The organism is Brevundimonas abyssalis TAR-001 (assembly GCF_000466985.1).
In the GTDB taxonomy this organism is placed as follows: Bacteria; Pseudomonadota; Alphaproteobacteria; order Caulobacterales; family Caulobacteraceae; genus Brevundimonas; species Brevundimonas abyssalis.
Genome location: NZ_BATC01000026.1, coordinates 1 through 13,810, shown reverse-complemented (window position 1 = coordinate 13,810; position 13,810 = coordinate 1). Strand labels below are relative to the sequence as shown.

The 13,810-nt window shown below is 63.3% G+C and carries 12 protein-coding genes and 1 pseudogene; 5 read left to right on the top strand and 8 right to left on the bottom strand.

Annotated features, from left to right (window positions below; genetic code table 11):
• Nucleotides 1-31 precede the first annotated feature (31 nt).
• Nucleotides 32-1,627: an AMP-binding protein gene (locus MBEBAB_RS08240; protein WP_158332127.1), complete on the top strand. Its 1,596-nt coding sequence runs from the start codon at nt 32-34 to the stop codon at nt 1,625-1,627.
• Between the two features lie 4 nt (nt 1,628-1,631).
• Here the strand turns inward: MBEBAB_RS08240 and MBEBAB_RS08235 are convergent, their stop codons facing one another.
• Nucleotides 1,632-1,949: a MaoC/PaaZ C-terminal domain-containing protein gene (locus tag MBEBAB_RS08235; RefSeq protein WP_262422364.1), complete on the bottom strand. Its 318-nt coding sequence runs from the start codon at nt 1,947-1,949 to the stop codon at nt 1,632-1,634.
• Nucleotides 1,950-1,951: 2 nt separating this feature from the next.
• Here MBEBAB_RS08235 and MBEBAB_RS08230 point away from each other — a divergent pair, with 2 nt between their 5' ends.
• Together MBEBAB_RS08230 and istB are read left to right on the top strand one after the other, a co-directional pair.
• Entirely contained in the window at nt 1,952-3,022 is a 1,071-nt protein-coding gene (locus MBEBAB_RS08230) for a Mu transposase domain-containing protein (RefSeq protein ID WP_021697502.1), read from the top strand.
• Complete coding sequence (gene istB, locus MBEBAB_RS08225; RefSeq protein ID WP_021697501.1) at nt 3,019-3,756, top strand: IS21-like element helper ATPase IstB; 738 nt, start codon at nt 3,019-3,021, stop codon at nt 3,754-3,756. The genes MBEBAB_RS08230 and istB overlap by 4 nt, the downstream gene beginning before the upstream one ends.
• 269 nt (nt 3,757-4,025) lie before the next feature.
• On the opposite strand, the gene MBEBAB_RS08220 is transcribed toward istB, so the two are convergent.
• The 3 genes from MBEBAB_RS08220 to MBEBAB_RS08210 form a co-directional block, all read right to left on the bottom strand.
• Complete coding sequence (locus tag MBEBAB_RS08220; protein ID WP_021697500.1) at nt 4,026-5,219, bottom strand: MFS transporter; 1,194 nt, start codon at nt 5,217-5,219, stop codon at nt 4,026-4,028.
• Nucleotides 5,220-5,284: 65 nt separating this feature from the next.
• Nucleotides 5,285-8,248: an enoyl-CoA hydratase-related protein gene (locus MBEBAB_RS08215; RefSeq protein ID WP_021697499.1), complete on the bottom strand. Its 2,964-nt coding sequence runs from the start codon at nt 8,246-8,248 to the stop codon at nt 5,285-5,287.
• A gap of 11 nt (nt 8,249-8,259) precedes the next feature.
• The gene (locus MBEBAB_RS08210) at nt 8,260-9,477 is read right to left on the bottom strand and encodes an acetyl-CoA C-acetyltransferase (protein WP_442778293.1); all 1,218 of its coding nucleotides are present in this window, start codon (nt 9,475-9,477) and stop codon (nt 8,260-8,262) included.
• Nucleotides 9,478-9,697: 220 nt separating this feature from the next.
• On the opposite strand from MBEBAB_RS08210, the gene MBEBAB_RS08205 reads away from it, so the two are divergent.
• Nucleotides 9,698-10,540: a helix-turn-helix transcriptional regulator gene (locus MBEBAB_RS08205; RefSeq protein ID WP_045319065.1), complete on the top strand. Its 843-nt coding sequence runs from the start codon at nt 9,698-9,700 to the stop codon at nt 10,538-10,540.
• 10 nt (nt 10,541-10,550) lie between these two features.
• A complete protein-coding gene (locus MBEBAB_RS15115; protein WP_081703462.1) occupies nt 10,551-11,195 on the top strand; it encodes a TetR/AcrR family transcriptional regulator in 645 nt (214 codons plus the stop codon).
• A gap of 54 nt (nt 11,196-11,249) precedes the next feature.
• Here MBEBAB_RS15115 and MBEBAB_RS18640 read toward each other — a convergent pair.
• The 4 genes and pseudogenes from MBEBAB_RS18640 to MBEBAB_RS08185 form a co-directional block, all read right to left on the bottom strand.
• Nucleotides 11,250-11,600 (bottom strand): annotated as a pseudogene (locus MBEBAB_RS18640) (hypothetical protein); the annotation flags it as partial.
• 129 nt (nt 11,601-11,729) lie between these two features.
• Nucleotides 11,730-12,971 carry an NAD(P)/FAD-dependent oxidoreductase gene (locus tag MBEBAB_RS08195; RefSeq protein WP_021697495.1) on the bottom strand — a complete coding sequence of 414 codons (1,242 nt, stop codon included), beginning with the start codon at nt 12,969-12,971 and terminating at the stop codon, nt 11,730-11,732.
• Between the two features lie 2 nt (nt 12,972-12,973).
• The gene (locus MBEBAB_RS08190) at nt 12,974-13,291 is read right to left on the bottom strand and encodes a 2Fe-2S iron-sulfur cluster-binding protein (protein WP_021697494.1); all 318 of its coding nucleotides are present in this window, start codon (nt 13,289-13,291) and stop codon (nt 12,974-12,976) included.
• Nucleotides 13,288-13,810: enoyl-CoA hydratase/isomerase family protein (locus MBEBAB_RS08185; protein WP_045319064.1), on the bottom strand; the 523-nt coding region annotated here is incomplete at its 5' end. The genes MBEBAB_RS08185 and MBEBAB_RS08190, both read right to left, overlap by 4 nt.

The following is a 13,810-nucleotide window of genomic DNA, read 5'->3' as shown; positions in this document are numbered from 1 at the left end:
TTTTTTACTGATGTGGACAGGCCAGATCCGAATGTCGCTTTTGAAAACCAGCTATGCCACGGCGACTGAAATGTTCGCCAGCGCGGTGAAGCGCAATCCTGACGGCGCCTTCATCCACTTCTTCGATACAGACCTGAGCTATCGTGAAGCGGACCGACTGAGCGACGCCCTGGCGGCCGGACTTTCGTGCCACGGTTTCGGGCACGGAGACCGCATCTGCGTTCAGGCACAGAGCCTGCCCCAGACCATCCTCGCCATGTTGGCAGCTTGGAAACTGGGCGGCGTCTTCGTGCCCCTGAACCCCATGTATCGCCCGCGCGAAATCGCGCTGCTCCTGGCCGACGCTCAGCCCAAGGTGCTGGTCGCCGAGCCGCACCTCCTCTCGGAAGTCTACGACAACATCCCGGAGGGCGGAGAGCGTCCCGGCCTGGTTCTGGGTGCGGATATTAATATCTATGGCGCACTCGATCCTCGAGTCGGCGGCCCGCTTCCTCCCGCAAGCGGCGCCTACGAGGACATCTCGGCATTTATTGAACGCCACGCTGATACGCCGTGGTCGCAGCCCGAAATTGGGCCGGATGACCTGGCTTCCCTGATCTACACGTCTGGCACGACCGGTCTGCCCAAGGGAGCCATCATCACCCAACGGGCCCTGTCCCTCGGCGGCGAGCTGGCCCGCGTGGCTCAGATCCTGCCGGAACAGGGGACGGTCCTGACGCTGGCGCCACTGTTCCACGTTTCCGGCGTCGTCATGAGTGTCGCGGTCGCCATCCACGCCGCCGCAGGCGTGATCCTAGGCTATCGCTTTCATCCGGAGGTGATTGTGGAGGCCATCGCAAAGCACGCGCCCGAAGTCAGCGCAGGGTCGATCACGGCCTTCATCGCAATCATGAACGCGCCGAATGCCACGCCGGATATCATATCCGCACTAAAGACGCCCATGAGTGGCGGCGCCCCTGTGCCAGCGGCCGTGGCCGCAGAATACGAGCGTCGCTTTGGCGTGTCACTGCGGACCGGGTATGGCCTCACCGAGACCAGCGGCGCGGTGTTCATGGAGCCGCATTCGGAAGACAGTCGTACCGATCCGGAAACAGGATCCTTGTCGGTCGGCAAGGTGCTGCCGACATTCGAAGCGGACATCGTTGACGACGACGGAAAAGTGCTGCCGCCGCGCTCCGTCGGGGAGGTCGTGCTGCGCGGCCCCTGCGTATCGCCAGGCTACTGGCGAAACCGAATCGAGACCGAGGGTTCGATGCGCCCGGCGGGTTTTTACACCGGTGACGTCGGCTTTTTCGATGAGGACGGCTGGCTGTATCTCATCGACCGCAAGAAAGACGTCATCATCGCCAGCGGCTACAAGGTCTGGCCTCGCGAGGTCGAGGACGTGATCTACAGCCATCCGTCAGTCCGAGAAGTCGCCGTCGTCGGCGCCAATGACTCCTACCGGGGTGAGACCGTGAAGGCGGTTGTCAGTTTGAAACCGGGCGCCCGGGCCTCGGCCGAAGACATCCAAACCCTGTGCCGCGACAAACTCGCGGCCTATAAAGTGCCCAGGATCGTCGCCTTCATGGACGAGTTGCCCAAGAATGCGGGCGGCAAGATTCTGCGGCGAGAACTGCGCGACTGATCAGTCAGGTCGTGTCGGGTGCGGCGTGAAGTTGTGCAATCAGGGACGCTATGATTGCGGGCTTGTCCTCGTCTTCTATCCAGATCGCGCTATCAAGAACTACGCGAAACATGGTCGCATTGATGTGTTCGATGGACGCTACCTTCTGTGTCAGGCGGATGCGCCGATCGACCCCGACAGGCGATGGGCAACGCAGGCGGTCCAGCCCGTAGTTCAGCACCCGATCGAAGCCTTCGAACGCAATCAACTGGTTCTGCATGGCTGGTATCATCGACAGGGTGAGAAAGCCGTGGGCGATCGTCGTCCCAAACGGACTCGCAATACGTGCACACCGCCAATAAATTGGACTCCGGCGGTCAGGACACCTTCGCCTGCGTCACCCGTTCACAGCGTGCGAGCGACTGGATCTGGGCGAACGAACAGGCGCTTCGGTTCTTCGGCGGCGTCCCGCAGGTGATCATCTCCGACAACCTCAAGGCCGCCGTGATCTCCCACAAGCGCGGACAGCCGCCGGTGATCAACCCGACTTTCCAGGCCTTCTGCGACCATCACGGAACGATCGCACGCCCCGCCAAGGCCTACAGCCCCACGCACAAGGCGAAGGTGGAGATCGGCGTGAAGCTGATTCAGCGCCTGTTGCGGCTAGCCCTCGCAGATCGGCCGGCGATGTCGCTCGGCGAAATGAATGCCTTGCTGGCCAGCCTGCTCATCCGCCTCAACACCAAGGCGCTGCGGCGCGCACCCGGCGAGTCTCGCGCGTCTCTGTTCGAGCGATTGGACCGTCCGGCCTTGCGGCCGCTCCAGGGGGACCCGTTCGCCTTCTTCGAGGTCAGCCGTCAGCTGCTCCTCGGACCAGACTATCACGTCATGCACGATCAGCGCCGATACTCGGCGCCGCATACCCTGATCGGGCGGCGGGTTGATGTGCGCGCGAACGCCGTCACGGTCGAGATCTGGCACGACGGGAAGCCGGTAGGTATCCACCCGCGCCTCGCCGTCGCGGGCGAGGCCTCGACCGATCCAGCCCATATGCCGCCCAACCACCTGGCGCGGCGCGCGGGGGAGGACGAAGATCTTGTCCTATGGTCTCGTCTGCATGGGCCCGGTGTTCAGGCTGTGGTCCAGGGCGAGGCCGGGCGTCCGTTCTTCGGCGCGGCCAAGACCGCCGTCTATCGCTCGTTTCGCGACCTGGCGAGGCGCGTCGGTACAGTGAGGCTGGAAGCGGCTTGCGCCCGCGCCGTACGAAGCGGCGAACCCCGGCTGGCTCATGTGCGCAACATCCTGGATCGAAATCTGGAGTTCACCGATCCAGCCGATTTCGTCACGCCCCCCACAGCCGCCGCTCCGAATGAGAACGTGCGCGGTCCCGACTATTTCGCCGGAGACGAGTCATGAACACCACCCACATCATCGACAAACTCCGCGACCTCGGCCTCAACGGCATGGTGGAAGCGGTCGAGCATCACGCAACCACGCCGGCGTTCGCCGATCTTCCGTTCCACGATCGGCTGATGCACCTCTTGCAGGCTGAAGCCGCGTATCGTGACGACCGTCGCCTGAAGCGCATCCTGAAAGGTGCCCGGCTGAAGATCCCCGCGGCGGCCGAAGACATCGACTACCGCGCCGCACGGAACCTGGACCGGGCTCAGATGGCTGAGCTTCTGACCTGTACCTGGGTGCGCCAAGCCGAAAATCTGATCCTGACGGGCGCAACAGGGACCGGGAAGACCCATCTGGCGTGCGCCTTTGGCGGTCATGCCGCCCGCGTCGGTCTGACGGTTCGGTACTATCGCACCCATCAACTGTTGGAGGACATGGCGATCGCCCATCAGGACGGCAGCATGAACCGCCTGCGCACTGCGATCGCCCGTTTCGACCTGTTGATCCTGGATGACTTCGGACTGACGCCTCTGACGGAGTCGGGCAAGCACCACCTGCTGGACATCGTGGACGCCCGAACCCGATCGGCCTCAATCCTGCTGGCGGGCCAACTCCCGTTCAAGGAATGGCACGCCTACATCGACAATCCGATGGTCGCCGACGCCGTTCTCGATCGGATGCTCAACACCAGTCACCGGATTCAGTTGTCTGGTGAATCGATGCGCCGACTGACCTCGCCGGCGAGGTGATCCAGGAGCCTGCGGCGCCCAGTCGGCGCCGCAGGCCGTCCGGCTGTCGAGTCCGCCGCTGACCAGTGTGCCCGTCATCTGGCGCCCAGCTTGGTGGCTACCTCTAATACGTGAGCGCTCGACATCAACATGGATCCATTGATGGTCCAGGGTCAGGTTGGCGTATTGGTCGATCATCGGCTGGGTTATGGGCTGCCACAGCGATGGCCCCAGCTCCTTTCCAACGAGTCCCTCGAGGCCTGCCGGGCCGTGCACGACGAGGGCGTCCATCAAGTCACCCGGCGCGCAAGGATCACCGCCGCAACGCCGCCTGCCAACGCGAACGGGGCAAGCGCAGGAAGCAATGTGGCCGTCGTCAGTCCGGCCGTCATCATGGCCCCAGCCAGCAGTGGCCCGGTGATCGCGCCCAGCCTGCCCATAGCGGTCGCGGCGCCCACGCCGGTGCCGCGGATCTCGGTCGGGTATAGGTCGGTCGCCAGCCCGTAGAGCAGCACCGTGGCGCTGAGGATGAACCCACCCGCAAAGCCAGAGATCACCGCGAGGCTCGGAAACGTCTGTCCGGGAAGGCCGTAGGCGAGAAGACTGAGCACAGTGCCGCAGAAAACGACGGCGACCGCGATCCAACGGCGTGAACCGAGGACGAAGCGCGCGATGACGATGTTGCCCACGACGGCCGCCGCCATAAAGACGCTCATGGTCGTGGAGGCTTCCCAACGTTCGAGCCCGAGATCACGCAGCAGGATTGGGAGCCAGTTGAACATGGTGTAGGTCAGGACCTGATTGGCCAGCAGGCCGAACCACAGTAGGGCGCTGAGTTTACCCCGGCCGTCGGCCAGCAGTGTCCGCAAGCCCGACACCTGGATCTGTTGCACGGGCTTCCCCGGGGGCGTCAGAGCGGCTGCGGGCTGTTCCTGAGGCTTGATGCCCTTCCAGAGCAGAGGCAGGAACAGAAGGGGGGCGATGCCGCCGAGCAGGAAGATCGAGCGCCAGTCCGATCCGAGCTGGGTGGCGACGAACAGGCTGGCCAGAATGCCGCCGAGGGGAGAACCGCTCAGCATCACGCTCACGCGCGCGACCCGTCCCGAGGGCGGCCCAGCCTCGGCCGCCAAGGCGATGAACATCGGCATGGCTCCGCCGAGCCCGATGCCGGTGAGTGTGCGGAAGATGAACATCGTCTCGAAGCTAGAAGCGGTCGCAGTCAGCAATGAGAAGACGCCGATTATCGCCATTGAGATGAGGAGCATGACTTTGCGGCCGTACCGATCCGAGCCGCGTCCGGCACACAGAGAGCCGATGACGAAGGCCGCCATATTGGCGCTTGCGGTCAGAGCGATTTGATCGGTCGAGAGCGACAGCGCCGAACGCATGTCAGCCGCAGCCAGGCCGAAGGCTATTATGTCAATCCCCTCCAGCACGGCCGCGATAAAGCACAACAATAGGGTCGTATTGATTCGCGACGCCATCGGCGGAGTTCCTTCTATGTCAACGCCTTTCGACGGGCATCTTTTTGGCGTCTCCGGGGCGCCGCTTAGCGTCCGGTAAACTGTGGCGGCCGCTTCGCCATGAAGGCGGCGAGGCCCTCCTCGAAATCGGCGCTGGCGGCGGTCGCCGCCTGGGTCTGGACTTCGAGTTCAAGCGCCTGCTCCAAAGAGGAATGGGTCGCCGCCCAGGCCAACTGGCGAACCTTGCCCATCGCGAAGGTTGCGCCCTGGGCGAGATCGCGGGCCAAGGCAGTGACGACATCCTCGAGCGCGTCGTCAGCCACGACCCGGGTGATCAGGCCCCATTCAAGCGCGCGGCTGGCCGGCAGTTTTTCGGCCAGAAGCATCATCTCCAGCGCGCGTACCCGGCCAATCGCCTGGGTCAGGAAGAAGGGGGCACCGCCGTCTGGAGCGAGGCCGATCTTGCGGAAGGCCTGCAGGAAAAAGGCGGTATCACTGGCGATGATCAGGTCGCCGGCGCACGCGAGAGAAGCGCCGACGCCGACGGCCGCGCCGCGGACCGCTGTGATTAACGGAACCGGCAAGTCGCGGATCGCAAGGATCAACGGATTGTAATGCTCTTCCAGCATCCTGCCGCCGTTGGAGCGGGCTGTCGGATCAGCGAGGACGTCGGCCAGGTTGGCACCGGCGCAGAAGGCCTTGCCAGCTCCGCTCAGAACGACGACGCGAACGCCTTCATCCAGTGACCTGAGGCGGGCGCACAGATCATCCGCCAGGGCCGGAGTCATGGCGTTCATCCGATCGGGATCGGAGATGGTCAGGCGAAGAACGCCATCGTCGAGATCGGCTTGGATGGTTCCGGCCATGAGATATGTCCTTGTTCCGGGCGCCTCAGGCGCCTTGGCGGGAGCGGCGGACGCGCGTTGAAGCGTTGCGCCGAAGTCTGCCGGGGGGAGGAAGCGCGGCCCGTAGGTCTCGGCCAGGCTGGCCGCGCGAGCGAGGAACGCGTCAAGGCCGTACGACTGGACGAACTGGTAGACGCCACCGGTGTGGACGGGGAAGCCAAAGGCCAGGATCGAACCGACGTTGCCGTCACGGACGTGGCTGATGACGCCCTCATCCAGGCACCGTGCCGCCTCGATCACCATCCGGAACATCAGCCGGTCGCGGACGTCATCCAGCGGCAGTTCGACGTCGCCGCCGAACGCTTTCTTCAGACCGGCCCAGAGGTATTTGGCTCCGCCATCCTGCGGATACTCGTAGAAGCCCGCGCCGGCGCTGCGGCCGGGGCGCCCCCGCGACGACATATAGTCACACAGCTCGCCGCACACGGCGTAGACGTCGGCGTAGTTATCACCAAGCTGCGCATCGAGATCCTGATTGGTTTTGAAGGACCGAAGCAGCATGTCCATCATGACCTCGTCCTGGACCGCCAGGGGGCCGACCGGCATCCCTGACTGGCGTGCAAGGTTTTCGATCAAGACCGGATTGACGCCGTCCTTCAGCAGGCGGTCGCCCTCGTCGGTGTAGACGCTGAAAACGCGTGAGGTGAAGAAGCCTCGGCTGTCATTGACGATGATCGGCGTCTTGCGGATCTGCTGGACGAAGTCGAAAGCCTTGGCGAGCGTATCGGGGCTGGTGGCTTCGCCGCAGATGATCTCGACAATGTGCATCCTGTCGACCGGCGAGAAGAAATGTAGGCCGATGAAGTTCTCGGGACGCTTCGATGCTTCAGACAACATCGAGATCGGCAGGGTCGAGGTGTTGGTGGCGACAAGGGAGGTTTCGGGCAGGACAACTTCGACCTCGCGCACAATGCTGTGCTTGAGGCTTACATCCTCGAACACCGCTTCAATGACGATGTCGCAGTCGGCCAGCTGATCCATCTGGTCGGTGGCGATGATCCGCTCAAGGATCGCGTCCGCATCGCCGGACGTACGCTTGCCGCGCTCGATGTCTTTGTCGAGCAGCTTGCGGGTGTAGGCCTTGCCCTTTTCGGCAGCCTCGGCGGTGACATCCTTGAGGATGACCTTGAGGCCGGCCAGAGCCGCGGAATAGGCGATGCCGCGTCCCATCATCCCGGCTCCGAGGATGCCGAGCGAGGTCATCTTGCGCTTGGCCGCAGAGCCTGGACGGCTAGCGCCCGCGCCGATCTCGTTCATCTGCAAGAACATGGTGCGGATGAGGTTTTCAGACGCGGGAGACATCAGGAGATCCGCGAAGGCGCGGCTCTCGATGTCGCATGCGGAATCAAATCCGGTCTGGGAGCTCTCGGCGGCGACGCGCAGGATGCGTTCGGCGGCCGGCAGAAGACCCTTGGTCTTCTTGAAGATCATGGCCGGGAACATTGCCATCGCGCCGGCGTTCGTCGCCGAGAACATGTCCCCCCCGGGGATAGTGAAGCCTTTATGGTCCCAAGGCTGGACGAATTCAGGGTTCGCGGCGATCCAGACTTCGGCATTGGCGATCATAGAGTCGCGGTCTGCGACGACCTCATCAACCAGGCCCTCCTTGAGGGCTTGGCCCGGGTTCAGGCGTCGGCCCTCGGTGAGGAGCGGAAGCGCCTTCATTAGGCCCAGCATGCGCACCGAGCGAACCACGCCACCGCCGGCGGGCAAGATGCCCAGGCCGACTTCCGGAAAGCCGAACTGGCTCTTGGGATCATCGACCGCAATGCGGTGGTGCATGGCCAGGGCGAGTTCGAGGCCGCCGCCCAAGGCGCTGCCATTCAGGGCCGCGACGACCGGCTTGCCGAGCCGCTCGATGCGGCGCAGCTGGGCTTTGAGACCCTGGACGAAATTGAAGCCGGCTTCGGCACCCTGTTCGCGCAGTTCGAGGATCTTGGCGATATCGCCGCCGGCGACGAAGGTGGATTTGGCGGAAGTGATAATGGCGCCGGTGACGCTATCGCGGTCAGCTTCCAGGCGGGCGATAACCTCGTCCAGCATGGCGGTGAAGGCGTCGTTCATGACGTTGACCGGAGAGCCCTCCATGTCGAGCGTGACCAGGGCTACGCCGGAAGGGCGGACTTCGTAGGTGGCGTTTTGCATGGCGGTTTTTCCTAGATGCGTTCGATCAGAGTGGCGACGCCCATGCCGCCGCCGATGCACAGTACGCAGATGCCGCGCCGCAGCTGTCGGCGTTCCAGCTCGTCCATGAGCGTGCCGACCAACATGCCGCCGGTGGCGCCGATTGGGTGTCCAAGGGCGATGGCGCCCCCGTTCACGTTGATCTTCTCTTCGGGGACTGACAGGTCGTCGCGGAACCGCAGGACAACAGACGCGAATGCCTCATTCACCTCAAACAGATCGATGTCGTCGAGCGTCAGGCCTGTGCGAGCGAGAAGCTTGGTCACGGCAGGCGCCGGACCGGTGAGCATGATTGTGGGCTCGGTGCTGACCGTGGCCATGCCGACAATGCGGCCGCGAGGGGTTAGCCCTAACGCCTTAGCGACGGCTTCCGACCCGATCAAAACGGCGCTGGCCCCATCGACCACCCCCGAGGAGTTGCCGGCCGTGTGGACGTGATTTATGCCTGAAACTCGGGGATATTTGGCGAGGCAGACTGCGTCCATCCCCATCTCGCCGATCTTGGCGAAGGACGGCTTGAGTGCAGCCAGACCTTCCATGGTCGTTCCGGGCTTGATGAATTCATCGCGGGCCAGGATCGTCTGGCCGAAGGCGTCGACGACCGGCACAACGCTGCGGTCGAAATTTCCGCGGGCCTGGGCTTCCGCGGCCTTTGTTTGGGAGGTCAAGGCGTAGGCGTCGACGTCTTCGCGGCTGTAGCCCCCAATCGTGGCGATAAGGTCGGCCGATACGCCCTGGGACACGAAACCGGTCTTGCTCACCAACTCGGGGTCAAAGAAAAGCGCGCCCCCGCCTGATCCCATCGGAATGCGTGACATCGACTCGACGCCGCCGGCGACCATCAGGTCTTCCATGCCACTCATGATGCGGGCCGCAGCCATGTTGACCGTCTCAAGCCCGGAGCCGCAGAAACGGTCGACCTGGCAGCCGGCGACCTTGTCGTCCCACCCGGCCATCAATGCGGCCGCCTTGCCGATTGCGCCACCCTGCTCGCCGAGCGCCTGTCCGCAGCCGAGGACGACGTCGCTGACCCTGGATGTATCCAGGTCGTGGCGGGATTGAAGCGCGCTCAGAAGATCTGCAATCAACCGGACCGGCTTGACCTCGTGCAGGGCCCCGTCCGCCTTGCCCTTGCCGCGGGGGGTTCGGACGGCATCAAAGATATAAGCGGCGTGAGTCATAAAACGCATTTCCGATTGAAGCGGCGATGAACCAGATAGATAGGCCACCGCGTGCGACCGGCGCTGTCCCCGCAAGAGGTACAGACGCTGCCGATCATCGGTCGCCGGATCTAAGGGTGCGGGTATTTACTAACCAAGCGCTTGGTATAATAATGGCGAGGTAGCCAGAGCGATACAGCGCCTAACGTCCCGCAGAAGGACGAGGGGGCGGAACCGGGAGGAACTTGCGATGCAGATCACTCAGGTAGATGGTCCGATCTATGGGCGGTCAAGGGCGCGGCTTGGCCTCGGCGCTGTCGTGGATCAGATCGGTGAAGAGGCCTTCGATCCCGCCTTCATGCAGTTCATCGCTTCGCTGTGCTCAGCGGAGCATTTCGCGATGTATGCAGTTGCGGACGACACATGCCGTGTCATCGGCAGCAGCGGCACCGGCGGAGGTTCGGTCGCCAAAAACCAGGCCTGTCTCTACTCGTCCAACGCCTACTGGCGGGTAGATCCAGCCTTGGCATCGTTATGGTCCTCTGATCCGGACTGCCGGCCGGTGCTGGCGCACATGGAGATTGGCGAGATCGCCCATGATGAGATGCGTGAAAAGGTTTATGGCCCCCACGGGGTGCGTGAACGGGTGGTGATCTCGTCGCGATCTCGGAAGCAGACCACGATCGTCAGCCTCATCAACACACACAAGAGGGGCGCCTTCTCCGACGATCACCTGTCGGCGCTTGAGCGAATGGCGGACAACATCATCGCCATGGCCGCCAAACATGCCGAGATGCGCATGGGGCCTCATGACGCAAGCTCTGCATTGACCTCTCTGCCGGCGATAGAAGCCTGCGTCGCGATTTGCACGCCTCGGTTGGCGCGGCGCGAGGCGGAAGTCTGTGCCCGCATCCTTTACGGTATGACTTCACTCGGCATCGCGCTGGACCTTGGCATAGGTGAGGAAAGCGCGATGACGTACCGCAAGCGCGCCTATAGCCGCTTAGGAATCGGCAGCCAGCGCGAACTTCTTCTTTGGTATCTCAATCAGTGGGCAAAGCAGAACACAGCTTCCTACACGGGCCTCCAGTAAACAGTTGCCAATGACTGAACGATCCCCAGAAATGCCGTCTCTTTCTTTGCGGCAAGAGCGGAAAAGTCGGCGCGATCTCATCGTCAAGCATGCCGCCGCAAGCTTCTATGAACGTGGCTTTGATCGCACGACGGTTCGCGACATCGCCGATCGGGTGGGCATCACATCTGGCAGCATCTTTTATCATTTTGAGAGTAAGGAAGAGTTGCTGGCGTGGGTAATCCGCGAGGGCCTGAAGCTCGGTCATGAAACGGCGGAACGTGCGCTGCTCGGCCAGAACACAGCAATCGGCCAGTATCAGGCGTTGATTCGGGGGCATCTTGAGGCGCTCCATCGCCATGGCTATGCGCACAAGGTGTCAGTGCGGGAGTGGGACCGCCTGACTGATGCAGCGAGGAGGGAGCTAAAGCAGATCAACAACCGATACCGCGAACGCTGGCTCTTAATTCTGGGTGCGTTGCGTGACGAGGGAATCCTGCGGTCAGATCCGGAGACGACGCGACGGATGCTCATCGCGTCGCTTAATTGGACATTGCACTACCGGGATGTCGATCTCACCGACTTGGGTGATCTTGCACTGATGATCGGCGCCTCAGGTCTGAACATGTCCGTCCCCCAGCTCAGCGTCTCCTTAAAATCCACCGGACGGCGCTGATCCTGCGGTGCTTTGGTGAGCATTCGTGATCTTTCCTCACAAAAGTGGACGGGGTTAAGCCGCTCTGCGTTCGGTCTCGGCGAGGCTGATAGAGCCCAGTGACGAGTGCAGGTGAGGGGGTTGTAGACGTCCTCGATGTATCCGAACAAGTTTAGGCACGCTGGGTCGCGGGTGGCCTAGACGGCGATGGGCGCGCTCATCCTTAGGGTGTGGAAGCAGCTCTTCATTGGCTTGCCGGATCGAGCGAGGTAGAGCGAGCTTTCGCCGGTCGGGATGCAGGTCGTGTCGGCGAGCCAGACTTGGTCGGCCGCCGCCTGGAAGTTACCGGGCGCGCATTGTGAGCGCGATCGGATAGCCGGCGCGGCAGCCGGCTGCGCTGGCCCGGCGTGGCAGGGCCGCCAGCCCTCCTCCCCAGCGCCGAACAGCTAGCGTGGGTGTTCACCAATACGAGGGAGGATCAATCCTATTGGGCTCGGGATTGAGGCGTGGCTGCGGGTGAGACCGGAGAAGCACGCGACAGGCTGAGGGCTGCGATCAGGCAGTTGGCGGAAGCAGATTTTTGAGCGGGATATCGCTATCCACTATAGCGGACAGCGCTGGAGAGAGCCCCAGCTCCACCAGCTTACGGCCCTGGACGTAGTCCTTCACGTTATTGACGCAGTCCAGGGCGATTACGCGACCCTGTTTGAGATAGATCACCGAGAACGACTCTGTCTCCGGATCGCCGCGGACAACCGCCTCATCGTGGCCGGTGCAAAGGCCCACCGTCTGAAGTTTCAAATCGAATTGGTTGGACCAGAACCAGGGCGTCGCGGCGTACGGGCGAGGAGCGCCCATTATGGAGGAGGCAACGCTCGTGGCCGTGTCGTTGGCATTCTGCACCGACTCAATGCGGAGCCTGGCCCCGTCCGCGAACTGGCTCTCGCCGGCGGCGCAGTCACCGGCCGCATAGACGTGCGGCAGGCTTGTAGCGCCATGAGCGTCGACCCAGACGCCGTTCTCCACCTTGGCTCCGCCCTTGGCGAGAACTTCGGATTCGGGGATAATGCCAATACCCACGATCACCAGATCGCAAGGGAAGGTGTGGTGGTCGGAGCGCACGGCGAAGACCCGGTCCTGTTCGCCGAGGACTTCCACGATGTTGATACTCGTCAGGACGGCGACGCCGCGACGACGGTGTGCGTCGGCGTAGAAGTGCGAGATTGGTGCGCCGGCCACCCTCGCCAGAAGGCGGTCGGCGGTTTCGAAAAGCGTGACGGCCTTGCCGAGCTTGCTCAGGCTGGCAGCGGCCTCCAGCCCGATGTAGCCGCCGCCGATCACAGCCACTCGCGTGGCGGCCTCGGCGTCTTCGAGCAGGGCGTCGACGTCAGCACGCGTGCGGACGTAGTGGATGCCGCCTAGGTCGAACCCTGGGCAGGAAAGTCGTCGGGCACGGCCGCCGGCTGCCCAGACGAGGTCCCCATATCCGATCTTGGCGCCGTCCTGCAGGAAGATCGTCCTCGCGTCGGCATCGAGGCTGACCGCCCGATGTCCCAGCATCAGGCTGACCTTTCGCTCACGCCAGAAGCTCTCCGGCCGGATGAGGAGGCGATCAAAGGTCTTCTCGCCGAGGAAGTAGTCCTTGCTCAGCGGTGGGCGCTCATAGGGATGTTCGGTCTCATCGCCGACGATGCCGATCGTGCCCTCGAACTTCTGCTGTCGCAGCGCGATGGCCGTCTGTGCACCGGCATGGCCAGCCCCGATGATGAGAACGTCGAAATGGTCGGACTTGGACATGGTCACGACTCCGGAGCGATGGTGATCTTCAAACCGCTGAGCCCGGCGCTAAGCTTGATTTGGCAGGATAGGCGAGATCGCTCGTTGCGGTCCTCGGCGGCGTCCAGGAGATCATTCTCGTCCTCCGACATCGGTTGGAGGCGGGAGGCAACCTCTCCGTCGACGTAGACGTGGCAGGTCGCGCAGGCGCAACTTCCGCCACACAGGGCCTCGATCTCGTCATAGCCGGCGTTACGCAACGTCTCCATCAGGGATCGGCCGTCGGGAGCGTCGATTTCGCGGATATCGCCGTCGCGATTAGTAACGTGAAGGATGGTCACTCGGTGGCGTCTCCCGGCGTTCCGTCGATGAATCTCGGTGCGCGCCGCCCAAGCTGGGCCGAAAGTCCTTCCGCGAATTCCCCATGGGTAAGGCAGGCCACCTGATCCACACGCTCCGCGTCGAGATCCTGGGCGAAGTCGAGACGGCCGAAGGCGCGAAAGCGTGCCTTGATCCTTGCCGTCGCCTCACGCGGCAGTGAAGCGAACGCCTCCGCACGTTCGAGAGCCACCGTCATAACGGCGTCATCGTCGACGAGTTCATCGGCGAGCCCGATGTTTACGGCCTCGGCACCATCGATCGCGGCCCCTGCGAAGACCAGATGGCGCGCCCGGCCGACCCCGATCCGTTGAGGCAGCGAGCGCAGCAGACCCCAATCCGGGACGAGGCCCAGTTTGATGAATGGAAACAGGATGCGTGTAGATGGACCGACCACCACATGGTCGCCCAGCAGCGCAAGACCGACACTGGCGCCGGCGGCCACCCCCTCCATGGCGGAGACGATAGGGAGGTCTGCGCCT

Coding starts and splice junctions, on each gene's coding strand:
- MBEBAB_RS08195 (WP_021697495.1), bottom strand. CDS start 12,971: ATGTCCAAGTCCGACCATTTCGACGTTCTCATCATCGGGGCTGGCCAT.
- istB (WP_021697501.1), top strand. CDS start 3,019: ATGAACACCACCCACATCATCGACAAACTCCGCGACCTCGGCCTCAAC.
- MBEBAB_RS08220 (WP_021697500.1), bottom strand. CDS start 5,219: ATGGCGTCGCGAATCAATACGACCCTATTGTTGTGCTTTATCGCGGCC.
- MBEBAB_RS08205 (WP_045319065.1), top strand. CDS start 9,698: ATGCAGATCACTCAGGTAGATGGTCCGATCTATGGGCGGTCAAGGGCG.
- MBEBAB_RS08210 (WP_442778293.1), bottom strand. CDS start 9,477: ATGCGTTTTATGACTCACGCCGCTTATATCTTTGATGCCGTCCGAACC.
- MBEBAB_RS08215 (WP_021697499.1), bottom strand. CDS start 8,248: ATGCAAAACGCCACCTACGAAGTCCGCCCTTCCGGCGTAGCCCTGGTC.
- MBEBAB_RS08240 (WP_158332127.1), top strand. CDS start 32: ATGTCGCTTTTGAAAACCAGCTATGCCACGGCGACTGAAATGTTCGCC.
- MBEBAB_RS15115 (WP_081703462.1), top strand. CDS start 10,551: ATGACTGAACGATCCCCAGAAATGCCGTCTCTTTCTTTGCGGCAAGAG.